Source organism: Janthinobacterium kochi (assembly GCF_051380715.1).
Classification (GTDB): domain Bacteria; phylum Pseudomonadota; class Gammaproteobacteria; order Burkholderiales; family Burkholderiaceae_D; genus Janthinobacterium.
In genome coordinates this window covers 86,679-113,058 of sequence record NZ_JBNYXO010000012.1, presented here as the reverse complement: position 1 = coordinate 113,058, position 26,380 = coordinate 86,679, and the positions used below count along the sequence as shown (strand labels likewise).

23 protein-coding genes are annotated in these 26,380 nt (G+C 62.1%); 12 read left to right on the top strand and 11 right to left on the bottom strand.

The window, feature by feature from the left end; all coding sequences use genetic code 11:
- Positions 1–34 precede the first annotated feature (34 nt).
- Positions 35–1,150 (bottom strand): porin, encoded by a 1,116-nt coding sequence (locus tag ACQ4WL_RS22185; RefSeq protein WP_436511687.1) that lies wholly within the window; start codon positions 1,148–1,150, stop codon positions 35–37.
- A 227-nt stretch (positions 1,151–1,377) separates the two neighbouring features.
- On the opposite strand from ACQ4WL_RS22185, the gene ACQ4WL_RS22180 reads away from it, so the two are divergent.
- Entirely contained in the window at positions 1,378–2,295 is a 918-nt protein-coding gene (locus ACQ4WL_RS22180; RefSeq protein ID WP_436511686.1) for a LysR family transcriptional regulator, read from the top strand.
- 92 nt (positions 2,296–2,387) lie between these two features.
- Here ACQ4WL_RS22180 and rsmA read toward each other — a convergent pair whose 3' ends face one another.
- The 4 genes from rsmA to ACQ4WL_RS22160 form a co-directional block, all read right to left on the bottom strand.
- A complete protein-coding gene (rsmA, locus tag ACQ4WL_RS22175) occupies positions 2,388–3,167 on the bottom strand; it encodes a 16S rRNA (adenine(1518)-N(6)/adenine(1519)-N(6))-dimethyltransferase RsmA (RefSeq protein WP_436511685.1) in 780 nt (259 codons plus the stop codon).
- A 51-nt stretch (positions 3,168–3,218) separates the two neighbouring features.
- Positions 3,219–4,268, bottom strand: a complete 1,050-nt coding sequence (gene pdxA / locus ACQ4WL_RS22170; RefSeq protein WP_436511684.1) for a 4-hydroxythreonine-4-phosphate dehydrogenase PdxA — start codon at positions 4,266–4,268, stop codon at positions 3,219–3,221.
- A 19-nt stretch (positions 4,269–4,287) separates the two neighbouring features.
- Positions 4,288–5,682: a peptidylprolyl isomerase gene (locus ACQ4WL_RS22165; RefSeq protein ID WP_436511683.1), complete on the bottom strand. Its 1,395-nt coding sequence runs from the start codon at positions 5,680–5,682 to the stop codon at positions 4,288–4,290.
- 103 nt (positions 5,683–5,785) lie between these two features.
- Positions 5,786–8,032 carry an LPS-assembly protein LptD gene (locus tag ACQ4WL_RS22160; protein WP_436511682.1) on the bottom strand — a complete coding sequence of 749 codons (2,247 nt, stop codon included), beginning with the start codon at positions 8,030–8,032 and terminating at the stop codon, positions 5,786–5,788.
- A gap of 98 nt (positions 8,033–8,130) precedes the next feature.
- Between ACQ4WL_RS22160 and ACQ4WL_RS22155 the strand changes: the two genes are divergently transcribed.
- The 5 genes from ACQ4WL_RS22155 to ACQ4WL_RS22135 all read left to right on the top strand — a co-directional run bounded on the left by ACQ4WL_RS22155 (position 8,131) and on the right by ACQ4WL_RS22135 (position 13,527).
- Positions 8,131–9,198 (top strand): aminoglycoside phosphotransferase family protein, encoded by a 1,068-nt coding sequence (locus ACQ4WL_RS22155; RefSeq protein ID WP_436511681.1) that lies wholly within the window; start codon positions 8,131–8,133, stop codon positions 9,196–9,198.
- 62 nt (positions 9,199–9,260) lie between these two features.
- The gene (gene murU / locus ACQ4WL_RS22150; protein ID WP_436511680.1) at positions 9,261–9,989 is read left to right on the top strand and encodes an N-acetylmuramate alpha-1-phosphate uridylyltransferase MurU; all 729 of its coding nucleotides are present in this window, start codon (positions 9,261–9,263) and stop codon (positions 9,987–9,989) included.
- Positions 9,989–11,311, top strand: a complete 1,323-nt coding sequence (pepP, locus tag ACQ4WL_RS22145; RefSeq protein WP_436511735.1) for a Xaa-Pro aminopeptidase — start codon at positions 9,989–9,991, stop codon at positions 11,309–11,311. Before murU ends, pepP begins: the two co-directional genes overlap by 1 nt.
- 9 nt (positions 11,312–11,320) lie before the next feature.
- A complete protein-coding gene (locus ACQ4WL_RS22140; RefSeq protein ID WP_436511679.1) occupies positions 11,321–12,463 on the top strand; it encodes a UbiH/UbiF/VisC/COQ6 family ubiquinone biosynthesis hydroxylase in 1,143 nt (380 codons plus the stop codon).
- A gap of 110 nt (positions 12,464–12,573) precedes the next feature.
- Complete coding sequence (locus ACQ4WL_RS22135) at positions 12,574–13,527, top strand: GGDEF domain-containing protein (protein WP_436511678.1); 954 nt, start codon at positions 12,574–12,576, stop codon at positions 13,525–13,527.
- A 45-nt stretch (positions 13,528–13,572) separates the two neighbouring features.
- Here the strand turns inward: ACQ4WL_RS22135 and ACQ4WL_RS22130 are convergent, their stop codons facing one another.
- The 3 genes from ACQ4WL_RS22130 to ACQ4WL_RS22120 are packed head-to-tail and all read right to left on the bottom strand — an operon-like array spanning position 13,573 to position 16,500.
- On the bottom strand, positions 13,573–15,027 hold the full coding sequence (locus tag ACQ4WL_RS22130; RefSeq protein ID WP_436511734.1) for an NAD(P)(+) transhydrogenase (Re/Si-specific) subunit beta: 1,455 nt from the start codon (positions 15,025–15,027) through the stop codon (positions 13,573–13,575).
- Between the two features lie 8 nt (positions 15,028–15,035).
- Positions 15,036–15,350, bottom strand: a complete 315-nt coding sequence (locus tag ACQ4WL_RS22125) for an NAD(P) transhydrogenase subunit alpha part 2 (RefSeq protein WP_035822749.1) — start codon at positions 15,348–15,350, stop codon at positions 15,036–15,038.
- A 37-nt stretch (positions 15,351–15,387) separates the two neighbouring features.
- Entirely contained in the window at positions 15,388–16,500 is a 1,113-nt protein-coding gene (locus ACQ4WL_RS22120) for a Re/Si-specific NAD(P)(+) transhydrogenase subunit alpha (RefSeq protein ID WP_436511677.1), read from the bottom strand.
- 412 nt (positions 16,501–16,912) lie between these two features.
- Here ACQ4WL_RS22120 and ACQ4WL_RS22115 point away from each other — a divergent pair, with 412 nt between their 5' ends.
- Positions 16,913–17,392, top strand: a complete 480-nt coding sequence (locus ACQ4WL_RS22115; protein WP_436511676.1) for an NUDIX hydrolase — start codon at positions 16,913–16,915, stop codon at positions 17,390–17,392.
- Between the two features lie 31 nt (positions 17,393–17,423).
- Positions 17,424–18,539, top strand: coding sequence for a tRNA 2-thiouridine(34) synthase MnmA (mnmA, locus tag ACQ4WL_RS22110; protein ID WP_436511675.1), 1,116 nt, complete (start codon positions 17,424–17,426; stop codon positions 18,537–18,539).
- A 4-nt stretch (positions 18,540–18,543) separates the two neighbouring features.
- Here the strand turns inward: mnmA and ACQ4WL_RS22105 are convergent, their stop codons facing one another.
- The 3 genes from ACQ4WL_RS22105 to ACQ4WL_RS22095 all read right to left on the bottom strand — a co-directional run bounded on the left by ACQ4WL_RS22105 (position 18,544) and on the right by ACQ4WL_RS22095 (position 20,680).
- On the bottom strand, positions 18,544–18,954 hold the full coding sequence (locus tag ACQ4WL_RS22105) for a response regulator (protein ID WP_436511733.1): 411 nt from the start codon (positions 18,952–18,954) through the stop codon (positions 18,544–18,546).
- Positions 18,955–19,005: 51 nt separating this feature from the next.
- The gene (locus ACQ4WL_RS22100; RefSeq protein ID WP_436511674.1) at positions 19,006–19,779 is read right to left on the bottom strand and encodes a 5'-3' exonuclease; all 774 of its coding nucleotides are present in this window, start codon (positions 19,777–19,779) and stop codon (positions 19,006–19,008) included.
- A gap of 229 nt (positions 19,780–20,008) precedes the next feature.
- A complete protein-coding gene (locus ACQ4WL_RS22095) occupies positions 20,009–20,680 on the bottom strand; it encodes a glutathione S-transferase (RefSeq protein ID WP_436511673.1) in 672 nt (223 codons plus the stop codon).
- 165 nt (positions 20,681–20,845) lie between these two features.
- On the opposite strand from ACQ4WL_RS22095, the gene ACQ4WL_RS22090 reads away from it, so the two are divergent.
- The 4 genes from ACQ4WL_RS22090 (at position 20,846) to nagZ (ending at position 26,344) form a co-directional block, all read left to right on the top strand.
- Positions 20,846–21,898: a YjgN family protein gene (locus tag ACQ4WL_RS22090; RefSeq protein WP_436511672.1), complete on the top strand. Its 1,053-nt coding sequence runs from the start codon at positions 20,846–20,848 to the stop codon at positions 21,896–21,898.
- A 2-nt stretch (positions 21,899–21,900) separates the two neighbouring features.
- On the top strand, positions 21,901–22,911 hold the full coding sequence (locus ACQ4WL_RS22085; RefSeq protein WP_436511671.1) for a M48 family metallopeptidase: 1,011 nt from the start codon (positions 21,901–21,903) through the stop codon (positions 22,909–22,911).
- Positions 22,912–23,011: 100 nt separating this feature from the next.
- Positions 23,012–24,622, top strand: coding sequence for an FMN-binding glutamate synthase family protein (locus tag ACQ4WL_RS22080; RefSeq protein WP_436511670.1), 1,611 nt, complete (start codon positions 23,012–23,014; stop codon positions 24,620–24,622).
- Positions 24,623–24,802: 180 nt separating this feature from the next.
- Positions 24,803–26,344: a beta-N-acetylhexosaminidase gene (gene nagZ, locus ACQ4WL_RS22075; protein ID WP_436511669.1), complete on the top strand. Its 1,542-nt coding sequence runs from the start codon at positions 24,803–24,805 to the stop codon at positions 26,342–26,344.
- Positions 26,345–26,380: the final 36 nt, after the last annotated feature.

Here is a 26,380-nt window from a genome sequence, read left to right as displayed (position 1 = left end):
GCTGCGGGACAGCGCCTGTAAAGATGAATCAGACTCAGAAATAATGTCGCATGCCGACGATCAGGACACTTTGCGTCTTGCCGCCAGAGGCACCGAAACCGAACACGCGAGCGAACGTCGCATCGCCGGCCGCTTTCTGGTAACTCCAGGTGACGGCGACATCGGTACGCTTGGACAGGAAGTAATCGGCCTGGAAGTTGACCTGATGCCATTTCGGCGTCTTATTGATCACGTCATATTTTCCGGTAGTAAAGAAATACGACGCGCCCAGGTTCAGCGCTTCCGTCAGCTTGTGGTTCACGTTCAGATCCACGTTTTGCAAGGTCAGATTGCTTTGATCCAGGTAGTGGTAGCGCACATTGGTGTACAGCGCACCAAACTTGGTCTTGCCCACATTATAAAAGCCTCCCGTGCCGGCGATGGCCTGGCTGTTCACGCCGGCGCCGCTGACGGCGCTCTTGTTGAAAATCAACAGGGAACTGCCGTAGTCATTGCCGATGGCGCCATTCGGCGCATCCGGGCTGTTCGGGTGGTCCATCTTGGTGTAGGCGACGGCCCAGCTGAAGGCATCAACTTTGTAGCCGGCACCCATGCTGTAGACGCGGTTGCGGTTGGAATCTTGCGGGTTTTCGCTGAAACCGTACAAGCCCGTGAACGACAGGTTGCTGATGTTCGGGCTGACATACTTGACGGCATTTTGCACGCGCAAATTGTTGTAGCCATTGTCATTGTCGCCGATATGCACGCCGTTACTGGCGATGACCACCGGGCCCAGCAAATCTTTGACGGCTTCGTACTGGCGCCCCAGGGTCAGGGTGCCCTTGTCATTGCTGGACAAGCCCACATACGACTGGCGGCCGAACAAACGGCCACTTTGCGCAGCCGTGCCTGTCATCACGTTAAAACCGTTTTCCAGCACGAAGATGGCCTTGGTGCCGTTGCCCAGGTCTTCCTGGCCGCGGAAACCGATGCGGGGATTCTGATTCGTGCCGCTCAGCGCATGCGTGCGGCTGCCCTTGCCTTCGTCCGACACATAGCCGATACCGGCCGACAGCAAGCCATACACTTGCACGCTGCTTTGCGCCTGCGCGGCGCCCTGCGCCGCCAGCAAGCCACCCACCACCATCGTTCCCGTCATCCATTTGTTCATCGCCGCCACCCTAAAAAGAATAAACCCTGAGTTTTTTTGGAATTATTGTATTGATGCGTCCCATGCCTGACGCGCCGCCGCACGTGCCGGTGCCGCATTCCAGGCGCTTCTCCTGAATATTGTTGCTTTCAAGACAAGTAAAGACCAGTCCAGAATATGGTAAATTGCGGGATAAGAAAATTTGTTTATTTTTATAAATCCATTATTTTTTCTAATAAGCAATGCCCATGCATGAACTGAGCAAGAAGATTTCCTTACGACATTTACAAGCGTTTTCCACCTTAGCCCGGGTAAACAGCTTCAGCAAGGCCGCACAGGAATTGTGCGTGACCCAGCCGGCGCTCAGCGCGTCAATCAAGCTGCTGGAAAATCAGCTGGGAAAAAAGTTGTTTAACCGCACAACCCACCAGCTGGAATTGACGCGCGAAGGCAAGCTGGCGCTCGATTACGCCACGCATTTATTGAATACGGCGAGCAACACCTTTGCCGATATCCAGCGCGCCATCGGCAGCGGCCGGCACCGCATCCGCATCGGCGCGATCCCGTCCGCCATGGCGATGACGGCCGTGGTGGTGGCGCGCTACAGCGAGCAGCATGGCGATGAAGTGGAAATCGTCCTGTCCGACATGCCCAATGACGGCTTGCTGCACGCCCTGCATTCAGGCCAGCTGGACTTTTGCGTGGGCATCGAGGTGCCCGGCTCCGTCTCGCTGGAAAGCGTGGGCCTGTTCGAAGACGAGCTGGTGCTGGTGACGGCGGGACGCCATGCGCTGGCGCCGCTGAAGGAAGTGCGCTGGGAGCAGCTGGCGGGGCAGGAAATCGTCGTGTTTACCAAGGGCAGCATCTGGGAGTTTGCCTCGAGCGCGCTGCGCCAGCATGGCTTGAGTCCATCGAGCCTGTACCAGATGATACACAGCGAGTCGCTGTATGGCGTGGTGCGTGCCGGCATCGCCGTGGGCATCATGCCCAGCCTGTACACGACTTTCCTCAATGACGAGGAACTGCACGTGGCGCCCTTGCGCCACCCCACGTGCAAGCGCAAGATCGCCTTGATGCGGCGCAATGAAATCAGCCGCAACCACCATGTGGACGACTGCTTTTCAGCGTTGCGGCAGGATCTGCAACAGGTCGACCAGTGGTTTTAAGTTAAACCAGCACTGCCGGGGTCAGACCCCCGTTCGCGTCGACGCCTGCTCAGGCGCTGGTGGTGGAGAGGGTCTGACCCCAGCCCTTGCGATTACTGCGGTGCTTTGAGCAAATTCGCCAAAGCAACATACTGCTCCAGCCCCACGGTCTCCGGACGCTTGGTCGGGTCGATGCCGGCCGCCTTGATCTGCTCTTCCGTAAACATGCCGGCCAGGCAGTTGCGGATCACCTTGCGGCGCTGCGAGAAAGCCTTCATGACGACCGCTTCCAGAGTCGCCTGGTCGCAGGCCAGGCGCTCGGCCACGGGGATCATGCGCACGATGGCCGATTCCACCTTCGGCGGCGGATCGAAGGCCGTCGGCGGCACGATGAACATCAAGGTCATGTCGTAGCGCCATTGCAGCATCACGGACAGGCGGCCATACGCCTTGCTGCCCGGCTCGGCCACCATGCGCTCGACGACCTCCTTTTGCAGCATGAAATGCTGGTCTTTCACCAGCGGCGCGAAGTCCGCCAGGTGGAACAGCAGGGGGCTGGAGATGTTGTACGGCAAGTTGCCCACGATGCGCAGCTTTTCGCCGGCCGGCACGGGGATTTGCGCAAAATCGAATTTCAGCGCGTCGCCCGAGTGGATCGTCAGCTTGGCCGGATTGAAGGTTTTTTCCAGGCGCACGATCAGGTCGCGGTCCAGTTCCACCACATGCATGTGCTTCAGGTGACGCAACAATTGCTCCGTCATGGCGCCCAGGCCGGGGCCAATCTCGACCATGGCATCGTCCGCCTGCGGCGCGATGGCGGCCGTGATGTCGTCGAGGACGAAGCGGTCATGCAGGAAGTTCTGGCCAAAGCGTTTACGGGCAACGTGTTTCATATTCTGTTTTTCTATTCTAGAGGCGGTGTAGCGGGGTAAAACCGGTGGGTATCAGGCGCGGGTGCTGGCGCGCAGCATGTCGAGCGCCGTTTGCAGGGCCTGCTCCATGCTGTGGCAATCGGCCAGCCCCAACCCTTGCGCGGCCAGATCCAGCGCCGTGCCATGGTCGACCGAGGTGCGGATCAGTGGCAAGCCCAGGGTGATATTGATGCCGCGCCCGAAGGTCGCATACTTCAGCACGGGCAAGCCCTGGTCGTGGTACATGGCCAGCACGCAGTCGGCGTCGGCCAGATATTTGTGCTGGAACAAGGTATCGGCCGGGAACGGTCCGCGCGCATCAATGCCGCGCGCTTGCGCTGCGGCAATCGCCGGGGTGATGACATCGATTTCCTCGCGCCCCAGGTAGCCGCCCTCGCCCGCGTGCGGGTTCAGGCCGGTCACCAGGATGCGCGGCGCGGCGATGCCGAATTTCTGTTGCAGGTCTGCCTGGAGGATATCCAGGGTGACGGCCAGGCTATCGATGGTGATGGCAGCGGACACATCCTTCAAGGGCAGGTGCGTGGTGGCCAGCGCCACGCGCAGGGTCGGTTCGCCATGTCCCGGTTCGCCGGCCAGCATCATCACTACCCGCGGCGTACCGGTTTTTTCTGCCAGGTACTCCGTATGGCCGGAAAAGGCCACGCCGGCGTCGTTGATCGTGCTCTTTTGCAAGGGCGCCGTGACCATGGCGCCAAACCAGCCTGCCTGGATGCCTTCCACGGCCGCGTCCAGGGTAGCGAGCACGGAGCGCCCGTTTTCCTTGTCCAGCACGCCAGGGATGACATTATTGACAGTGGGAATATCGATCACGGCAAGGCGGCCGGGGCCGAACTGGGGCAGGCCGTTGTTGCGCACCGCTTCCAGCGACAGCGCCGCCAGGCGAATCTCCGGGTCGATCAGGCTGGCCGTCAGCGCCAGGAAGGCGGCGTCGCCCAGCAGGATGACTGTGACTTCATGCCGCATGGCCCAGGCGGCGCGGATCGAAATTTCAGGGCCGACACCGGCCGGTTCGCCACAGGTAATGGCGATGGCCGGGCGGCGTGATACAGGCAAGTTACTCATGCGCAAATAGTCGGCAGCATTACTGGTCGTCCGCGCGGAATTCGACGTAGGCACGGTCGCGTACTTCGCGCGCCCAGTTTTCCGTCGCTTCTTCCAGCTTGCGTTCGCGCAAGGCGTTGCGGGCGGCGCTGCGCTGTTTCTCTTTCGAGACATCATCGCTCTTGCGTTCCAGCACTTCGATCAGGTGGAAGCCAAAGCTCGATTCGATCGGCTCGCTCACTTCACCCGGTTTCAGCGCATTCATCGCCGTTTCAAATTCCGGTACGGTATCGCCCGGATACAGCCAGCCCAGGTCGCCGCCCTTGGCCGCCGAACCGTCATTCGAGAACAAACGGGCCAGGTCTTCGAACTTGGCAGCCTTGTTATCGAGACGCTCTTTCAATTCCGATAATTTGCGCTTGGCTTCGGCCGCCGACAAGGTCGGCGTAATTTTCAGCAAGATATGGCGGGCATGCGTTTGCTGCACGGCAGCAACGGCTTGCGCTTCGGCCGCGCTACGGCGGTCCACCAGCTTCAGGATATGGAAACCGGTGTTGCTCTTGATGATGGGCGTGATCTGGCCAGGCTTCAATTTCACCAACTGTTCCGTGAACAGGGGCGGCAAACGGTCGCTATGGCGCCAGCCGATATCTCCGCCGCTCAGCGCATCGCTGGCGTCGGAATAGGTGGCGGCCATCTTGGCGAAATCGGCGCCCGTGCGCAGCTGGCGGCTGACTTCTTCAGCGCGCGCGCGGCGTGCGGCGATCTGTTCAGGGCTGGAGTTTTCCGGAATGCGCACGAGAATCTGCGCCAGGTTCAGCTCGACCTGTTCGCTGGCCGCCGCTTTTTCCGCTTCCAGGAAGTTATCCACTTCGGAATCGGAAATCTGGATCTTGGCGTCGACTTCATGCTCGCGCAAGCGCTGCATGATGATTTCATCGCGAATTTCTTCGCGGAAGGTCGCAAACGGCGTGCCTTCTTTTTCCATCTGGTTACGCAGCTCTTGCACCGTCATCTTTTGCTGTTCAGCAATACGGCCAATCGCGCGGTCCAGGGTCAGGTCATCCACGCGCACGCCCATTTCCTTGGCCAGCTGCATTTGTGCGCGTTCAACAATCATACGCTCCAGCAATTGACGACGCAGGTCGGCAGGATCGGGCAAAGGCACGTTCTGCGCCTTCATGCGCTGCTCCACGCTCTTGATACGGGCCGCCACTTCATTGCGCGTAATCACGTCGTCATTGACGACGACGGCGATGGAGTCGATGGTCTGGCCACTGCTCGAGGCCGGCGGCGTGAAGCCCTTGACCGGTGCGGGTGCAACGGCAGCGGGCTTGGCCGCAGGCGCTGGCGCAGCCTGTTGCGCCCAGACACTACTGGCCGTGGCGCCGGAAATGGCGCACAACAAAACCGTTGCAATTTTGAGTTGGTGCATACTGGCATTACGCATAATGTGTAGAGCGCTCATGAGTTCAGGTGAATAAAAAAACCGGTTTGTGCCAGCGCCGGGAACACCGGCGGCGGCAACGGTGCCTATCTTAACGGAGTGGCTGGCTCAGTGCCTGGTAGCCAGGGATGGTTTTGGTAAATGTTTCCAGCCCATTCGCGCCCAGACCCAGGCCATTCGACAAGCCCGTCAATTCCAGCTGGAAGAAGATCGGCGTCGAAACAGTATTTGACGTCGTCACGAAACGCTGCGCTCCCATGCGAAACACCCAGCAGTCGCCCTTGTATTCCAGGCCGACCAGGCTTTCCAGCATGCTGCGATTCTTCAAGGAGTAACTGATGCGGCCCACGCCATACAGGCGGTCCGTCAACGGCCATTGGGTCGATACTTCCGCATTGCGCCAACCAGCATCTCCACGCTGGAAACGGTTGCTGAAATTCAATACTTTCTTGGCGCCAGGCTGGTATTGCAAGGTGTAGTTGTAGTTCATCAATTGGCGATCGCTGGGATTGTACTGCACCAGGCTGTCGACGGTCCAAGTCTCCGACACCCGGCCCGTTGCTGCCAGCAGGATATCCGAACGAGACTGGTTGACCGGCGTGGTCGAATTGAGCTGCACGCGCTGGTCGGCAAAGTAGAAACGCTGGCCGAAGGTCAGGCGCAAGCGCTCCGTTCCGTCCGACTGCAGGAAGCGCGAGACGACGGCCGCCGTGACCTGGTTGGCATCGCCGATGCGGTCGCTGCCAACAAAACGGTTTTCCGTGAAGATCTGCGTCAGGTTGAAGGTGCCGTCTGCCGTATCGAATTTCGGTAACTGCGACTGATCGCGGTACGGCGTGTAGACATAGAACAGACGCGGCTCCAGGGTTTGCGTGCCACCCTTGGCGCCAAACAGATTCGTGTCGCGTTCAAACACCAGGCCGCTGTCAACCGAGAAGGTGGGCACGGCGCGCGTAAACGAGGTCGTCTTGAACAGCAGCGCCTTGGTCCTGGCATCGTTATCAAGCTGATACGCGCTGGCATTGAGCATCAGCTTGGGCGTGACGAAGTAACCAGGGCGCACGATGGGGAAACTCACTTGCGGCACGGCCACAAGGCGCGACCCTTGCACCTGGGTCGGGTGCGCGAAGCGCGTCGCTTCCGCGTCGAAGGTCCAGTCGAAACCGCCCAAGACGTCGTATTTGCCAGCGTGAAAGTTAACCGCCGGCAAGCGGTCATACGGACGCGGCACGGTCACCGAAGGATCGGGATCCTGCAGCACCTGGTAATTCTGCACGCGCGCCGTCAGGCTCCAGTCCTCGGTGCGGTAATCGGTGCGCAATTCGCGCAGCAACTGCCGCTCGGTGGCGGTGGCGACGGTTTTCGAAAAATCGTTCGGGTAATTATTGTCCGATGCGTCGCGCAAGTCCCAGCTGTAAGTCCAGCCCTTGGCCAGCGCCTGCTCGTGCTTGGACTTGATCATGTAGCGGTTGGTCTTGGTTTGCTTGTCGTTAGGCAAGAACTCAAACGACGTTTCGCCGCTGTACAAGCCGGCATCCGTCTCGCCCATGTAGCGACCCGTCGCACCGAGCTGGATGCCGCGCCGCTGAATGTAGCGCGGGAACAGCGTCAGGTCGCGGTTCGGCGCGATGTTGACGTAATACGGCATCAGCAGCTCGAAACCGTTCTTCGAGGCAAAGCCCGGCGTGGGCGCCAGCCAGCCTGAGCGGCGCGCGCCCGACAGAGAAAACGAGATGCCCGGCGTGCCCAGAATCGGCACGTCCTTGAAATAGATGATGGTCTTGCTGCCCGTGCCCACGTCGCGGCCCGTATCAAGGTTCAAGGTACTCGATTTCAGGTACCAGTCCGGATTCGGCCCTTCGCAGGTACTGTACGTACCGTCGATGACATTGGCTTCGTCGGGATTGATGAAGTCGACGCGCTCGGCCTTGCCCCGGCCGCCGCCCACTTCGAAGCGATACGTCGGGTTGAGCAGGAAACCCTTGCCGGTCTCCATGTTCAACTTCAAGACATCACCCGTGTAGTAATCGCCGAAACGCCACATCTTGATATGGCCCTCGGCGTCGAACTGATCTTCAACTTGTTTGTAACAAGCTGTATCGGCCGTCATTTTTGTGGTTTTTCCGCGCTCAATCACGACATTTTGATCGAGATTGATCTCCCTTTCCGGCCGTCCATTCATGCTGTTCGCCGTCATAACGGTGGGCGCGTCGGGATCTTCCACATGAACCGGACGCGGTGCTTTCTGGGCGTGGACAGGCACCGTCGTGGCGGCGACGAGCGCGCTGATGGCGAAAGCCCAGCGCTGCGAAGGGGGGGAGGCCGAAAACCAGCTCATGAATTGGAAGGGGCAAGCACCATGACAGGCGATTTTTTGATTTGAATCCCTTATTATATGGGAATCTGCACCATCAACCCGATTCCACAGGCCGCTTAATGTCATTCTCTTCCAATTCCTCCACCGCGCCGGCCCAGGCCGACGCTCGCCTGACCCTGTTGAAAGCCTGGTTGACCTCGCTTAACCTCGTCGCGCCCGAATCCGCCCGCCCCGCTTCCAGCGATGCCAGCTTCCGCCGCTACTACCGTCTCAATGTGCTGCCTGGCAATACAACATTGCCAGGAAGTACACTGATCGCCATGGATGCGCCGCCCGAGCGCGAAAACGTGCCGGCCTTTGTCAAGGTGGCTGGCTTGCTGAAAGGCGCTGGCGTGTCCGTGCCCGAGATCATCGCGCAAGACCTGGACAATGGCTTCCTGCTGCTCTCCGACCTGGGCACGACCACGTATCTGGATGCACTGAACCACGACAACGCCAGCGTGCTGTACGCCGAAGCGCTCGAGTCGCTGATGAAGATTCAGCTGGCCAGCCAACCGGACGTCTTGCCCGAATTCGACCGCGCCTTCATCTTGCGCGAAATGCATCTGTTCCCGGAATGGTTTATCGGCAAGCACCTGGGCGCCACCTTGACGGATGTGCAACAAACCCAGCTGGACAAGGTATTCGAGGCCATCACGGCGAATATCCTGTCGCAACAACAAGTATTCATGCACCGCGACTACCATTCGCGCAATTTGATGCACATCAACGATGGTTCGATTCCGAATCCCGGCATCCTCGACTTCCAGGACGCCGTCTTCGGTCCCGTCACCTATGACATCGCCTCGCTGCTGCGCGACGCGTATATTCAATGGGATGAAGAACTGGTGCTCGACTGGGTGATCCGCTACTGGCAACGCGCCAAGCAGCTGGGCTTGCCAGTGAATCCCGACATCGACGCCTTCTACCGCGATTTCGAATTCACGGCCCTGCAGCGCCACCTGAAAATCCTCGGCCTGTTCGCGCGCCTGAATTACCGCGACGGCAAGGATCTGTACATGGGCGACTTGCCAACCGTCCTCGACTACGTGCGCAAGACGGCCAACCGCTACACGGAACTCAAGCCGCTGGTGCGTTTGCTGGACGCATTGGAAAATAAGACGCCGCAGGTTGGTTATACATTCTAGGCACTTTCCCGCTGCGCGGCCTGCCCGCGCAGCCGACCTACCGATACTGAAAACGACTACCCATGAAAGCCATGATCTTTGCCGCAGGCCGCGGTGAACGGATGCGTCCGCTTACCGATACCTGTCCCAAACCGCTGCTGAAAGTGCGCGGCCGTCCGCTGATCGTCTGGCATGTGCTGAACCTGGTGCGTGCCGGTATCACGGACATCGTCATCAACCATTCCCACCTGGGCCATTTGATCGAGGAAACCCTGGGCGATGGCAGTGCGTATGGCGCGCGCATCGCGTATTCGCCCGAGACCACCCCGCTGGAAACGGCGGGCGGCATCGCCCAGGCACGCCACTTGCTGGGCGAGGAACCGTTCCTGGCCATCTCCGGTGACATCTATTGCCCCTACTTTGACTTCAAGCAGGTACTCGACGTGCTGGCCGACAAGGATGTGCTGGGCACGCCGTATCCGGCCGACCAGCGCGACATCGCCTGGACCTACCTGGTGCCCAATCCTGACTTCCATCCCAAGGGCGACTTCGGCTTGACCTTGTTCGCGATCAACAATACGGACGACACCAAGTGGACCTTCGCCAATATCGGCGTGTACCGTCCTGAAATGTTCGACGGCATCACGCCGGGCAGCCATGCCAAACTGGGCGACCTGCTGCGCAGCTATGCGGATCAGGGCCGCGTGGGCGGCGAAGTCTATCCGGGCGAATGGACGAATGTGGGCACGCCACAGCAGCTCAATGTACTCAATGCGCTCAATGGCGTCACGGCCAAGGCCAGCGCAACATGATGGCCAATTACGCGGCCCGGCGCGCGGCGCTGCTGGCGCAAATGCTGCCGGGCAGCGTGGCCATCCTCGCCACGGCGCCCGAAGTGCCGCGCAACAGCGATAGCGATTATCCGTATCGCCACGACAGCTATTTCTATTACCTGAGCGGTTTCACGGAACCCGACAGCGCAGTGGCGCTGGTGGCCGCCAGCGCCACGGCGCCCGCGCACGCCATCCTGTTTTGCCGCGCCAAGAACACGGAGCGCGAAATCTGGGATGGTTTTCGCCACGGCCCCGAGGCGGCGCGCGCCAGCTTCGGTTTTGACAGCGCCTTCCCCATCGAGGAACTCGACGTGGAAATGACGCGCCTGCTGACCGACGCCCCCGCCATTTACTATGCGCTGGGCGGCAGCCTCGATGCGCAAGTCAAGGTCTGGCGGCACAACGTGCGGCAAAAGGCCCGCAGCGGCGTCACGGCGCCTGCCATCGCGCATGACATCAATGGCATGCTCGACGCCATGCGCCTGCTGAAAGATACGCAGGAACAAGACCTGATGCGCCGCGCCGCGGCCATTTCCAGCGCCGCCCACGTGCGCGCCATGCGCGCCACGCGGCCCGGCATGCACGAATACGCGCTGGAAGCGGAGCTGCTGTACGAATTCCGGCGCAGCGGCGCGCAGTTTCCCGCGTATTGCTCCATCGTGGCAGGCGGCGACAACGCCTGCATCCTGCATTACAGCGCCAACAACGCGCCCTTGCGCGATGGCGAACTGGTGCTGATCGACGCCGGCTGCGAACTCGATGGCTACGCCTCCGACATCACGCGCACGTATCCTGTCAACGGCCGCTTCAGCGGCCCGCAGCGGGCGCTGTATGAGCTGGTGCTGGCCGCGCAGCAGGCAGCGCTGGACATGGTGCGCCCCGGCTTGCCGCACAGCGCCATCCACGAGGCGGCCGTGCAGGTGCTGGCGCAGGGCATGCTGGATTTGAACTTGCTGGACCGGCAAAAAAGCGGCAGCGCGCAGGACGTCATCGCCGACAAGGCCTATATGCCCTTCTACATGCATGGCACCAGCCACTGGCTGGGCATGGACGTGCACGACGTGGGCGCCTACCGCGACACGGACGCGCCCGGCAAGCCGTGGCGCGCTTTGGCACCGGGCATGGTGCTGACGGTGGAACCGGGCATCTATGTGCGCCCCGGCGCGGGCGTGCCGGAGCAGTTCTGGCATACCGGCATCCGCATCGAAGACGATGTGCTGGTCACGCCGCAAGGCCATGAAGTCTTCAGCACGGCGCCCAAAAGCGCCGCTGAAATCGAACAACTGATGTCACAGGATTAACGCCGCCGCATGCATACACCGCCCAATTTCGATCTCGCCATCTGTGGCGCCGGCCCCGTCGGCATGGCGCTGGCCGCCCTGCTGGTGCAGCGCGGCAGCCGCGCCGCCGGCATCGCCCTGCTCGACGCCAAAGCCATCGAGCAAGCCAGGCGCGACCCGCGCACCATCGCCCTGTCGCACGGCAGCCGCCAGATTCTCGAAGAAGCGGGTGCCTGGCCCGTGGCAGCGACCGCCATCCATGAAATCCACGTCTCGCGGCGCGGCCACTTCGGGCGCAGCCTGATGGACCGCAGCGAGCATGGCGTCGAGGCGCTCGGCTATGTGGCCCGTTACGGCGCCGTCGTCAGCGCGCTGGCCGACGTGTGCGAGCGCCTGGGCGTGGCCAGCCTGCGCCCGGCGCTGGTCACGGGCAGCGTGGAGGATGGCGATGGCGTAGACGTACAGATCGACCAGGCGGGTGCCGCGTCCAGTTTGCGCGCCAGCCTGCTGGTGCAGGCCGAGGGCGGCCTGTTCGGCCAGCAGCCGGAACGCGCAGTCAGCCGCGATTATGGACAATGCGCCATCATCGCCCATGTGCGCACCAGCGACCCCATCGCCCACCGCGCCTACGAGCGCTTCACCGACGAAGGCCCGCTGGCCCTGCTGCCGCAGGATGACGGCTACGCGCTGGTGTGGTGCGTGCCGCCCACGCGCGCCGAACAGTTGCTGGCCCTGGACGACGCAGCCTTCCTGGTGCGCCTGGGCGCCGCCTTCGGCAGCCGCCTGGGACGCTTTACCCACACGACGGCGCGCCTGGCCTATCCGCTGGGCCTGAACGCACAGGCGGACGGCACGGCGCGCACGGTCGCTATCGGCAATGCAGCGCAAACCCTGCACCCGGTGGCAGGGCAAGGCCTGAACCTGGGCTTGCGCGACGCCGCCGTGCTGGCCCGCGTGCTGGCGCAGGACAGCAGCCCCGCAGCGCTGGAACGCTACGCCAGCCTGCGCCAGGCAGACCGGGGGCTGACCGTGCGCGTCACCGACACCATGGCGCGCATTTTCACGGGCAGTGCTCCCACGCAAGGCTTGCTGGGCCTGTCGCTGGGTTTGCTGGATGCATTCGCGCCCGCGCGCAAGGGGCTGGCGGAACTGATGATGTACGGCCGCCGCTGAGCCTCGGTGATCAAGGCACGGGCGAAAAAGAAACAGGCAAGATATCCGGCATGGAGTAAACAGCCTGCGGATGCGACAATGTCTGTCACCTGGCTTTCGGCGACCGTTCCATGACAGATGCTTTGCCCGCAGCACCGCCTGCCGCTCTTCCCGAAGTACTCTTTTCCCGCCTCCTGGAAGACGCCCTCGACGCCGTCATCATCATCGATGAACATTGCCGCATCTGCTATATCAATGGCGCCATGCAGGCGCTGTCGGGCTATGCCAGCGGGGAATTGCTGGGCCAGACCCTGAACGGCCTGTTGCCCGACGCCGTCGGCGCACAGCACGACAACCACGTGATCAACTACATCCGCAGCTCGCGCACCTCCAGCGTGCTGGGCAAGATCCGCGAATTCGCCATCCGCCACCGCGACACGCAAATGATCCCCATCGAAATGAAGGCGCTGGACCTGGGCGTGGTCGATGGCATGCGCTATTTCGGCGCCTTCTTGCTCGACGTGCGCGAACGGCGCGAACTGGCGGCAAAAAACGCCAGCCTGCTGGCGCAGCTGGAACAGCAGGCGCTGCACGATGCGCTGACGTCGCTGCCCAACCGGCGCGCCTATGAAGCCCAGGCCGGGCAGGCGATGGCGCGCGCGGCGCGCAGCGGCGCCGCCCTGAGCGTGGGCGTGGCCGACCTCGACCACTTCAAGAAGATCAACGACCGCTATGGCCATGCTGTGGGCGATGCCGTGCTGCGCACGGTGGCGCAGGCGCTGCGCGACACGGGACGCATCACCGATGTGGCGGCGCGCCTCGGTGGCGAGGAATTCGGCCTGCTGTTCCCCGACGCCAGCCTGCAGCAGGCATACCAGGTGGCCGAACGCATCCGCGCAGCCGTGGCAGCGGCGGTCACCGTGCTGCCCGACGGCAGCCCGTTGCACGTCACCATCAGCATCGGCGTGGCGCCGCTGGTGCAAGGCGCCAGCCTGGACGCGGCCATATCGGATGCCGACAAGGCCTTGTATATCGCCAAGCACCAGGGACGCAACCAGGTCGTCGCGGCAACAGCCGACCAATAAAAACGGCCCGCGCAAGGCGGGCCGCTCCACCAGCAGCGAGAGACTTTACTCGACAGCTTTAAGCATATCCTCGATCACCTTCTTGGCGTCGCCAAACACCATCATCGTGTTCGGCTGGTAGAACAGTTCATTGTCCAGGCCCGCATAGCCGGAAGCCATCGAGCGCTTGTTGACGATGATGCTCTTGGCCTTGTAGGCTTCCAGAATCGGCATGCCGGCGATCGGCGATGTCGGGTCCTTCGCCGCCGGGTTGACCACGTCGTTCGCGCCCAGCACCAGCACCACATCGGTCTGGCCGAATTCGCCGTTGATGTCTTCCATCTCGAAGACCTGGTCGTATGGCACTTCCGCCTCGGCCAGCAGCACGTTCATGTGGCCTGGCATGCGCCCTGCCACCGGGTGGATCGCATACTTGACGGTGACGCCCTTGTGCGTGAGCTTTTCCACCAGTTCCTTGAGCGAATGCTGCGCGCGCGCCACGGCCAGGCCGTAGCCGGGCACGATGATGACGGTTTCCGCATTGCTCATGATGAAGGCAGCATCATCGGCCGAACCCGATTTCACGGGACGCTGTTCCTGCGCGCCGGCCACGCCTGCCGCCGGCGCAGCGCCGCCGAAGCCACCGAGGATGACGTTGAAGAAGGAGCGGTTCATGGCCTTGCACATGATGTACGACAGGATCGCACCCGACGAGCCCACGAGCGAGCCGGCGATGATCAGCATCGAGTTATTCAGCGAAAAACCGATGCCGGCCGCGGCCCAGCCAGAGTAACTGTTGAGCATCGACACCACCACAGGCATATCGGCGCCACCGATGGGAATGATGATCAGCACGCCCAGCGCAAAGGCGATGACGGTCATGACGATGAACGGCGTCCAGGCCGGCTCCACCGCGTCGGCGAAACAGAACGCCAGGCCCAGGCCAACCATCAGCAGCGCCAGCACCAGGTTGAGCATGTGCTGGCCCTTGAAGCTGACGGGTGCGCCCTGGAACAGGCGGAACTTGTATTTGCCCGACAGCTTGCCGAAGGCGATCACCGAACCGGAGAACGTGATGGCGCCGACAAAGGTGCCGATGAACAGCTCGAAGCGGTTGCCGATGGGCAGCGCCTGGCCCTGCTGGGCGATATTGAAGGCCCATGGCTCGGACACGGCCGCCACGGCAATGCACACGGCCGCCAGGCCGATCAGCGAATGCATGGCCGCCACCAGTTCCGGCATCTTCGTCATTTCCACGGTTTTTGCCAGATAGGCACCGATGGCGCCGCCCGTGACGATGCCAATGATGACGAGGGTCAGGCCCATGCCGCCCGTTTGCTGCTCCTTCAGTTTCAAGATCAGCGCCACGGTGGTGACGGCGGCAATGGCCATGCCGCTCATGCCGAAAGCATTGCCGCGGCGCGCCGTCGAGGGCGACGACAGGCCTTTCAAGGCCTGGATGAAGCACACCGAGGCGATCAGGTACATCATCGTCACCAGGTTCATGGTGACGAAGCTCATGGCGTGACTCATTCTTTGGCTCCTTGCTTGGCCTTCGGTTCTTTTTTGCGGAACATCTCGAGCATGCGCTGCGTGACGAGGAAGCCGCCAAACACGTTGACGGCGGCCAGCGCCACGGCCAGGGTGCCGGCCGCCTGCGCCAGCGGGCCTTGCGTCAGGCCGGCCGCCAGCATGGCACCGACGATGATGATGGCGGAAATGGCATTGGTGACGGCCATCAGCGGCGTGTGCAGCGCCGGCGTGACGGTCCAGACAACGTGGTAGCCGACATAAATGGCCAGCACGAAGATGATCAGGTTGGTGATGGTGTGACTGATTTCCATGATGTTATTCTCTCCCTGTGCCGCGTTGTTTCGTAACTTATTTACGTAAGATTTCACTGCCTGCACACACCAGGCTGGCCTTGATGATTTCATCCTCGCGGTCGATCAGCAATTGGTCGTCCTTGTCGATGATGAGCTTTAAGAAGTCCAGCACATTGCGCGCATACAGGGCCGAAGCATCGGCCGCCACCAGGGTTGCCAGGTTCGGCTCGCCCACGATGTACACGCCGTGCTTGACGACCGTCTTGCCCAGCTCGGACAGGGGGCAGTTGCCGCCCTGCTCGACGGCCAGGTCGACGATGACGGAGCCGGGCTTCATGGCTTTCACCGTTTCTTCGGAGATCAGCACGGGCGCGGCACGGCCGGGGATCAGGGCGGTGGTGATGATGATGTCGGCCAGTTTGGCCCGTTCATGCACCAATTCGGCCTGGCGGCGCATCCAGTCGGCCGGCATGGCGCGCGCATAGCCGCCCGAGCCCTTGGCGATTTCCTTTTCTTCATCGGTGAGGAAGGGCACGTCGAGAAACTTGGCGCCCAAGGATTCCACCTGCTCCTTGACGGGCGGGCGCACGTCGGATGCCTCGATCACGGCGCCCAGGCGCTTGGCCGTGGCAATCGCCTGCAAGCCGGCCACGCCCACGCCCATGATCAGCACGCGGGCGGCCTTGACGGTGCCGGCCGCCGTCATCAGCATGGGCATGAAGCGCTGATACGTATTGGCCGCCACCAGCACCGCCTTGTAGCCGGCGATATTCGCCTGCGACGACAGCACGTCCATCGACTGCGCGCGCGTAATGCGCGGCACGGCTTCGAGCGCGAAGGCGGACAGGCCGGTCGTGGCCATGGCGGCGATATTGTCCGCGTCAAACGGGTTGAGCATGCCGATCAGCACCGTGCCGCTGGCCATCATGGCCCGTTCACCGGCATCGGGGGCGCGCACCTTGAGCACGATGGCGCAGCCATAGGCTTCCTGGGCGCTGCCGATCTGCGCGCCGGCAGCGGCATACGCCTCGTCGGGAATCGAAGCTTGCAAGCCAGCTCCCGCCTGCACGACGATCTGATGCTTGGCTGCCAGCTTCTTGACTGTCTCGGGCGTGGCTGCCACCCGCGTTTCACCAGGCCGTGTTTCGGCCGGTATGCCTATCCTCATGATGCCTCCGCTAATTGATAAACTGACTAGAATCTAACACGGAAAGCAGCGCGTTAAACATTTGTGAACCAGCAACTTTTAGTTGTACGACACTAATTTCACCAGCATCCCCCGATTCGTTTCACCATGCGGCGCGGCGACCATATTGTGGGAAAGGTGTGTCAATCTCACCACAGTCGAGTCTGCATGCGCGCTTGTTTTGACCACAGGGAAAGCCTATATTAGCGGGCGTTTCCTGCCATCTTGCCGCCTAAGCCCCCATGCTAGTGCGCTCCCCGGGAAAGACGTAAGTACCTCCCACCGCTATTTGCTAAAACGTTGTCATTTATCAATATGTCCGCGCAACAGAAGGCCGGGTTCAAACCGCGCGCGCAGAACAAGATAAAATGTCGGCTCTTTCAAGGATGGAATCATGCCGAGAATCTGGAAACCCTCTGTCACCGTTGCCGCCATTGTCGAGCGAGACGGCCTGTTTTTACTGATTGAAGAAGAGACCAGTGAAGGCATCAAGCTGAATCAGCCGGCCGGTCATCTCGACCCGTTCGAGTCGCTGGAACAGGCGGTGATCCGCGAAACCCTGGAAGAAGCGGCCTACGATTTCATCCCCACGGCACTGGTCGGCATGTACATGTCGCGCTACCAGTCACTGCGCACGGGCGAGGACGTGACCTATTTGCGCTTCACCTTTTGCGGCACGGCCGGTACCGAGCATGACCGCCCGCTGGACGAAGGCATCATCCGCACCCTGTGGATGACGCGCGACGAGCTGGCGGCATGCCAGGAACGCCACCGCAGCCCGCTGGTGCTGCAGTGCGTGGACGAATACCTGGCTGGCCGGCGCGCGCCGCTGGCCCTGCTGCACACGCATGCGTCCGTTTTTAACAGCGCATAGCAACATTATCTAAAGTACACTGGAAGGCAAGATGAGCAAGAAGAAAGTCGTTATCGGCATGTCCGGCGGGGTCGATTCCTCGGTCGCGGCATGGATGCTGAAGGAACAAGGCTATGAAGTCATCGGCCTGTTCATGAAAAACTGGGAAGATGACGACGATTCGGAATACTGCTCCACGCGCCAGGACTGGATCGACGCGGCCAGCGTGGCCGACGTCATCGGCGTCGATATCGAAGCCGTCAATTTCGCCTCCGAATACAAGGACCGCGTGTTCGCCGATTTTTTGCGCGAATACCAGGCCGGCCGCACGCCGAACCCGGACGTGCTGTGCAACGCCGAAATCAAGTTCAAGGCGTTTCTTGACCACGCCATGACCCTGGGCGCCGACCTGATCGCCACCGGCCACTACGCGCGTGTGCGCCAGGCGCCCACCGACCTTGGCCGTTATGAACTGCTGAAAGCCGTTGACGCCAGCAAGGATCAAAGCTACTTCCTGCACCGCCTGAACCAGGCGCAACTGTCTAAAACTTTATTTCCGCTCGGTGAAATCCCGAAGACGCAAGTGCGCAAGATCGCCGAGCAGCTGGCCCTGCCGAACGCGCAAAAGAAGGATTCGACGGGCATCTGTTTTATCGGCGAGCGCCCGTTCCGCGAATTTTTGAACCGCTACCTGTCCTACCAGCCTGGCCCGATGAAAACGGCCGACGGCAAGACGGTGGGCGAACACGTGGGACTGAGTTTTTATACGCTGGGCCAGCGCAAAGGCATCGGCATCGGCGGCGTGAAGTCGTACCAGAATGCGGATGGCAGCAGCGACGCCTGGTATGTGGCGCGCAAGGATATCGCCAACAACACCCTGTGGGTGGTACAGGGCCATGACCACCCGTGGCTGCTCTCGCCCGCCTTGACGGCCGACCAGACCAGCTGGGTCGCCGGCACGGCGCCGCAAGCGGGCGCCCTGTCCGCCAAGACGCGCTACCGCCAGGCCGACGTGGCTTGCCAACTGCTGCCGGATGGAAATGAACTGTTCAGCCTGGCGTTTGACCAGGCGCAATGGGCCGTCACGCCGGGCCAGTCGGCCGTGCTGTATGACGGCGACGTGTGCCTCGGTGGCGGCATCATCGCCAGCGCGACGGGCCTGGCCTGATGTTCTAGGAATTGCCTTGCGCAGCGGCGGCCAGCGCCTGCTGCTGCTTGCGCACCATGGCAATGACCGTGTTGCGCACGGTTTTCAGCACCGTGTCGGCCATGAAGGGTTTCACGATGAAGCCCGACACGCCCATCGCATGGGCCGCTTGCAGCGAAGCGGCGTCGATGCCGCCCGAGACCATGAAAATGAGCGTCTTCGGATACTGGGCGCGGATGGTTTGCACCACATTCGTCCCGTCTTCCACCTGTTCGCGCGCGATGCAGACGAAGTGCGGGTGGTGCTTGACCAGCAGCGCCAGTCCCAGCGCGCTGGTATGCGTCTGCCCGCAGACATCGTAGCCGCCATCCAACAGGACCGTGTTCAGCAGGCCGCGCGCCACGGCGCTGCTATCGATCAGGACTGCCTTTAACATCATGATTCACATTCCTTGCTTGATTATTACGAGTAACTGCCTGAAGCGTTTCTACTTTTCCCAGGCCAGCATATTCCAGGTGACCCCAAGCCTGACGTCGGTTTTGAGTTCGACGAGCTTTCTTGAAAGATACAGTATTTCCCGCTCTTTTCGCAGGCTTTCGCCCAGCGCACCGGGTAAAATCCCCGCGCCGGCCATCACGGCGTCGATATTGCCGTAGCCGCGCAACAGTTTCGCGCCCGTTTTCAAGCCGATCTTCGACACGCCGGGGATGCTGTCGGTGACGTCGCCCATCAGCGCCAGCAGGTCGGGCAGCAGTTCCGGCGGCACGCCGAACTTTTTCTCGACCCAGGCGCGGTCGTGCCAGATGCCCTTGAAATGGTCCCACACCAGCGCGCCGTGGGCGATCAGGCCATGTAAATCCTTGTCGGTGGTAGCAATGACGGCCGCGCCGCGCCCCTCGTGCAGCCAGCGCATGACGGCCGTGCCGATCACGTCGTCGGCCTCGACCTCGGGAATGCTCACGACATGCATGCCGAAGCTGGCCAGGGTGGCATAGAAACCGGGCAAGGCGTCGCGCAGCACCTGCGGCATGGGTTGGCGCCCTTCGCGGTAACCGGCATACAGGGCGTGGCGCCAGGTCGGGCCGCCAAAGTCGAAGGCTGGCAGGATGTGCGTCGGCTCGTGGTCGTTGATGAGGGTGCGGAACGACGACAGCGCGTGGCGCAGCGCGATCTCCGCCTTCAGGTCGGAATCGGGTTCAGGACTGGCTTCGTAGACGCGGCGTACGATATTCAAGCCGTCGATAGCGAGGAGTCTGGCCATGCGATGAGTAGGTACTGGTTGAATCGGGCATTTTACCGTATGGCGCCGGGGATATTCCCAGCATATTCCCCTTGGCAGGATTCACGCGGCCTCACAGCACCGAACAAAACCGTAGCGAGCGGAAGGGAGATGTGGCCGAGAAGCGCAACCATACTCAGTACGGGGGCGCCGAGCCGGTGAGCATCGCAGGCCATATATACCGACGCGCAGTAGGTTTGGTTTGGTGCTCTCATTTGGCGAAATCGTAGGGGCCACCCCGTTCCAGCGCCCGCTGGTAGGCAGGCCGCGCGTGGATACGCTGCAGGAACGCCGTCAGCTTCGGCAGGCGCTCGTCGAGTCCGCCACGCATGGCGGCCGCTTCCAGCGGAAAGCTCATCTGGATGTCGGCCGCCGTGAATTCATTGCCGGCAAACCATTTGGTATTCTCCAGCTCCGCTTCCATGTAGGCCAACTGGCTGTTGATATTGGGCATGATGAAGCTGCTCTTGACCTTGCTGGCGATGCCGCGCGCGATCGGTTTGACGAAAAACGGCATCGGCGACGATTCGACCTTGTCGAACACCAGCTTCATCAGCAGCGGCGGCATGGCCGAGCCTTCCGCGAAATGCAGCCAGTAGGTCCAGCGCAGCTTCTCCGGCGTGCCCGCCGCCGGTATCAATCGGCCATTGCCGTAGCGCTCGACCAGGTAATCGATGATGGCGCCCGATTCGGCGATGGTGTGGGCGCCATCCGTGATCACGGGCGACTTGCCCAGGGGATGGACGGCTTTCAAGGAAGCGGGTGCCAGCATGGTTTTCGGGTCGCGCTGGTAGCGCTTGACCTCGTAGTCGAGGCCCAGTTCCTCGAGCAGCCAGAGCACGCGCTGCGAGCGCGAATTGTTCAGATGGTGGACGACGAGCATGGTATTTCCCGTTAGGCGATGGTTGGGTTCCAGTATAGCCGGGACGGCCGGATCGGGTCAGCACAAGCGGATCGGTTAAAAAAATTGCGAAAAACAGTATTTTCAATTGATAACTTCTCAATATTCACTTATCTTGTTTTGTTTCCAATAAGTAAGGAAACCCCTGTGGATTTCGACGCAAACAACACTACTCCCAGGCAAGAAGCCATCACCTTCAGCGCCACCGGCAGCGAATACTTCCGTATCTGGATCGTCAACCTGCTGCTGAGCATCGTCACCCTGGGCATTTATTCCGCCTGGGCCAAAGTGCGCCGCAACCGCTATTTCTATTCCAGCACCCACCTGGCGGGCAGCAGCTTCGAATACCATGGCAACGCCGTGGCCATCCTGAAGGGCCGCATCGCCGCCGTGGTGCTGATCGCCGGCTATAACATCGCTTTCCAGGTCTCGCCCGTCGTCGGCCTGATCATGCTGGTGCTGATGGCCGCCATCCTGCCCTGGCTGGTCTGGAAAAGCCTGCAATTCAAGCTGTACAACACCAGCTACCGCGGCATCCGCTTCGGCTTTGGCGGCAGCGCCAAGGAAGCCTACAAGTACTTCCTGTGGCTGCCCATCCTGAATACCTTCACGGGGGGCCTGATGACGCCTTTCCTGCACCAGCGCCTGAAGCGCTTCCAGCACACGCAAAGCCGTTTCGGCGCCACCCATTTCAGCTTTGACGCCACGGTCGGCAGCTTCTACAAAACCTATTTGCTGTTCTTCGCGCTGCTGCTGGGCGGCTTGCTGGTCCTGATTTTCGTCGTCTTCGGCAGCGTGTTCGCCTCGTTTGCGGCGAATGCGAATGACAGCACCAAGGTTGGCAGCCTGCTGTTTGCCATCGGCGCCTTGTACCTGTGGGCGTTCACCGTGCTGCCGCTGTTCCTGACCATGATCCAGAACCTGATCTGGAACCATACGCGCTTGCAGCAGCACCAGTTCCAGTCGCAGCTGACATGGGGCCGCACCACCTTCGTCATGCTGAGCAATCTGCTGGGCATCGTCGTCACCCTGGGCCTGTTTACGCCATTCGCCCATGTGCGCTGGCTGAAGTACCGCCTGGAAGCGACCTCGATGCTGGTGCATGGCAGCCTGGACGAGTTTGTCGCCGCCACGGGCCAGCAAGTGTCGGCCACGGGTGAAGGCATGGTCGACCTGCTGGACTTCGACCTGTCGCTGTAAGCATGGACGCCAACACGCAAGCCAGCCACGCCCCCCTGGCTGGCCGCTATTTCGACGGCCAGAGTTCGCGCCTGTACCACGTGACACTGTCCGTGCGCGATGGCGTGGCCGTGCTGGCGGGCGACATCGAGCGCAGCTGCCCGCTGGGCGAGCTGCACGTGTCCGAGCGCAGCAGCCACGCCGTGCGCAAGGTCAGCTTTCCCGACGGCGCCTACCTGGAGATCGCCGACCAGGCGGCCTTCAACGACATGCTGCACGCTACGGGACACCGCGACGGTTGGGTGGTGCGGCTGCAGCAAAGCTGGCGCGGCGCCCTGCTGGCCACCGTGGCCACCATCGTGGCCCTGTGGCTCAGCTATCAATACCTGCTGCCGCTGGCAGCCAAGGGCATCGCGTATGCCTTGCCGCAGTCGGTCGAACGGCAACTGGGCCAGGGCGTGCTCGATATGCTGGACCGCCATGTATTCGCGCCTAGCCAGCTCGCTGGCGCGCGCCAGCAAGCCTTGCGCAACCAGTTCGCGCGCCTGGCCACGCCCGGTGACAGCACGCCCGCGCACCGCATCGTTTTCCGCAAGAGCAAAATCGGCCCGAACGCGTTTGCCCTGCCGTCCGGCGACATCGTGCTGACGGACGAAATGATCGAACTGCTGCCGGACGACCAGGCCATCATGGGCGTGCTGGCGCATGAGCTGGGACATTTGCAGCAGCGCCACCTGACGCGGCGCATCATCCAGACCTCGGCCGTGGGCGCCGGCGCGGCGCTGCTGTTCGGTGACGTCTCGACGGTAGTAGCGACCCTGCCGCCGCTGCTGCTGGACTTGAAGTATTCGCGCGATGTCGAACGCGACGCGGACGACTACGCGATTGCCATGCTGCGCCAGAACGGCATTGCGCTGGAACACCTGGCGCAAGTGTTTGTCGCCCTGGGCAAACTGGACCAGGGCACGCCGTATTTGTCGAGCCATCCGGCCAGCACTGAACGCATCGAGCGTATCCGCGCCGCGCAGCGGTAATCATGCGCGGCGCCCACCGGGCGCCGCGTTATTTCCCGCCAGCACGTTCCGTGAATCGAAGGTAGACTCGCTTTATCAGTCTGACTTCACCGGAGTGCCCATGCACCTAGTATCATTTCGCTACCTGACCTTCATTGCGACGGCAGCCATTTTTGTCCTGTCCCTGTTTTACTACGATCACTACTGGCTGCCCCTGCTGGCCGGTGCGCTGACCCTGGTCGGCATCAGCGACCTGCTGCAAACCAAGCGCGCGCTGCGCCGCAACTACCCCATCCTCGCGCATTTCCGCTTTTTCTTCGAGAGCATCCGTCCCGAAATCCGCCAGTATTTCCTGGAAAGCGACAGCGAAGCGACGCCGTTCTCGCGCAGCCAGCGCAGCATCGTCTACCAGCGCGCCAAGGAGCAGACGGACAAGCGCCCATTCGGCACCCAGCTCGACGTGTATGCAGCGGGCTATGAATGGATCAACCACTCCATCGCCCCCACCAAGGTCACGGGCCACGATTTCCGCATCGAGATCGGCAACCACCCTGACTGCCCGCGTGACAAACCGTATTCGGCCAGCGTCTTCAATATCTCGGCGATGAGCTTTGGCGCCCTGTCGGCCAACGCCATCCTGGCCCTGAACGGCGGCGCGCGCAGCGGCGGCTTCATGCACGACACGGGCGAAGGCAGCATCAGCCCCTACCACCGCGAAAACGGCGGCGACCTGGTATGGGAAATCGGCTCCGGCTACTTCGGCTGCCGCAACCAGGACGGCACGTTTTCGGAAGAACGCTTCATCGCCAACGCCAGCTCGGAGCAGGTGAAAATGATCGAGCTGAAAATGTCGCAGGGCGCCAAGCCGGGCCACGGCGGCGTGCTGCCCGGCCCGAAGGTGACGATCGAAATCGCCACCACGCGCGGCGTGATGGTGGGCGAGGATTGCGTCTCGCCGGCGGCGCACAGCGCCTTTTCCACGCCACTGGAAATGCTGCACTTTATCGACCGCCTGCGCACCCTGTCGGGCGGCAAGCCGACGGGCTTCAAGCTGGCCATCGGCCATCCGTGGGAGTTTTTCGCCATCGTCAAGGCCATGCTGGCCACGGGCATCACGCCCGACTTCATCGTCGTCGACGGCAGCGAAGGGGGTACCGGCGCCGCCCCCCTGGAATTCACGGATCACGTAGGCACGCCGCTGCAGGAAGCGCTGGTACTGGTGCATAACACTTTGGTGGGCGCCAACCTGCGCGCGCAGATCAAGATCGGCTGCTCGGGCAAGATCATCACGGCCTTCGACATCGCCCGATTGCTGGCGCTGGGCGCCGACTGGTGCAATTCAGCGCGCGGCTTCATGTTCGCGCTGGGCTGCATCCAGTCGCAAAGCTGCCACACGGACCGCTGCCCGACGGGCGTGGCCACGCAAGACCCGCAGCGCCAGCGCGCGCTGGTGGTATCCGACAAAATCGCCCGCGTGGCGCACTTCCACCAGAACACCATGAAGGCGCTGGCCGAACTGATCGCCGCCGCCGGCCTGGCGCACCCGCAGGAACTGCGCCCGCACCACCTGGTGCGGCGCATCTCGCCGAACCAGGTGAAACTGGCGTCGGCCCTGCTGCCCTTCCTGGACGCGGGCCAGTTGCTCGACCCGAGCCAGCTGCCGCAACTGCCGCCCGTGTTCGGCCTGTACTGGCCCAAGGCCCAGGCGGTATCGTTCCAGCGCCTCGATTGATACGGCGTTTGCGCAAGCGGATCAATACCACTTAATAGCCACTTGCACAAAAACACAAATCCAATACAATACCAAAACAAGTACAAAACCAGGGCAGCTTTCCGGTGACCGCCACGATGCGCCACCACGGTGCCAGAATACGTATGTCGTCGTCACAATCAATACCGGAGGAGTTGCAGCATGGAGCAGGGTTTGCGCGAGAAAGTAGGACAATTGTTCATGGTGGGCTTCGACGCCCTGCAGGCGGACGAGCATATCAAGACCTTGATACGCGAAAAGAAGGTGGGCGGCGTGATCCTGTTCCGCCGCAACGTGCACACGCCTGCGCAAGTGTCAGCCCTGTGCCGCGAACTGCAGGAAATCAATGCGGAAGTGTCCGACATTCCGCTGCTGATCTCCATCGATCAGGAGGGCGGCATGGTGATGCGCATCGAGCAGGGCGTCACGCCGATCCCGGCCGCGATGGCTTTCCAGGCGGCCGGCTCCATCGACGACTGCGAACGCATGAACCAGATCAGCGGCGATGAAATGCGCCAGGTGGGCATCAACCTGCTGCTCGCGCCCGTACTGGACGTGAACAACAACCGCAACAACCCCGTCATCGGCGTGCGCGCGTATGGCGAGGATGCCGCCACCGTCATAGCCTACGGCATGGCCGCCATGCGCGGCCAGCGCGCCAGCGGCATGGCCGTGACCGCCAAGCACTTCCCCGGCCACGGCGACACGGCCATCGACACGCATTACGCGATGGCCCTGGTACCGCACGACAAGGAACGCCTGCGCGCCGTGGAACTGGCGCCGTTCCGCGCGGCGATCGCCGGCGGCGTGGACGCCATCATGACGGCGCACGTGGTCTTCCCCGCCTTCGAGGCCGATACCAGCGTGCCGGCCACCCTGTCGAAAGGCGTGCTGACGGACCTGCTGCGCGGCGAGTTGAAATACGAGGGCGTGGTCATTACCGATTGCCTGGAAATGGCGGCTATCGCCGACGGCATCGGCATCGCCCAGGGCGCCATCGCCACCTTGCAGGCGGGCGCCGACATCGTCCTCATCTCGCACCGCGAAGCGCAGCAGACAGCTGCCATCGAGGCCGTCATCGCCGCTGTGGAACGCGGTGACATCGCCATGGCGCGCATCGACGCGGCTTGTGCGCGCGTGGCTAAACTCAAGCGCAACCGCGCCGTGCGCGACTGGCGCACGCGCCCGGTCACACCGCCGGCACTGATGCAGCCTGCCGCCATGGCCCTGTCGCAGCTGCTGCAAAAAGCCGCCTTGCGCGTGCAAGGCGCATACCGCGCGCTCGATGCGAGCCTGCCCGTGACCCTCCTGACGGTGGAAGTACGTTCGCGCAGCGAAATCGATGAAGTGGCGCTGGGCCGCAACAAGGAAGCGCGCAGCTCCATGCTGCCGGCGCTGCTCGAAGCGGGCCTGGACGTGCGCGAGTACGCCTTGTCGGCCGAGGCGCTGGACGAAGAGGTCAATGCCGCCATCGCCTTTGCGCAAGGCGCGCCGCAGATCGTGCTGCAAACGTACAACGCCATGTTCGTCGACGGCCAGCGCCGCCTGGTGGACGCCCTGCCGCACGACAAACTGTGGCTGGTGGCGGGCCGTTTGCCCTACGACCTGGATCTGGCGCCCGAGGCGCAAGGCCGCCTGGCCGCCTTCGGCTGCCGCCCGGCCGCGCTGGTGCCGGTCGTGGAAAAACTGGCGGGCAAGACCTAGGCACAGTACCGGCGTAAAAAAACCCGCAACTGCGGG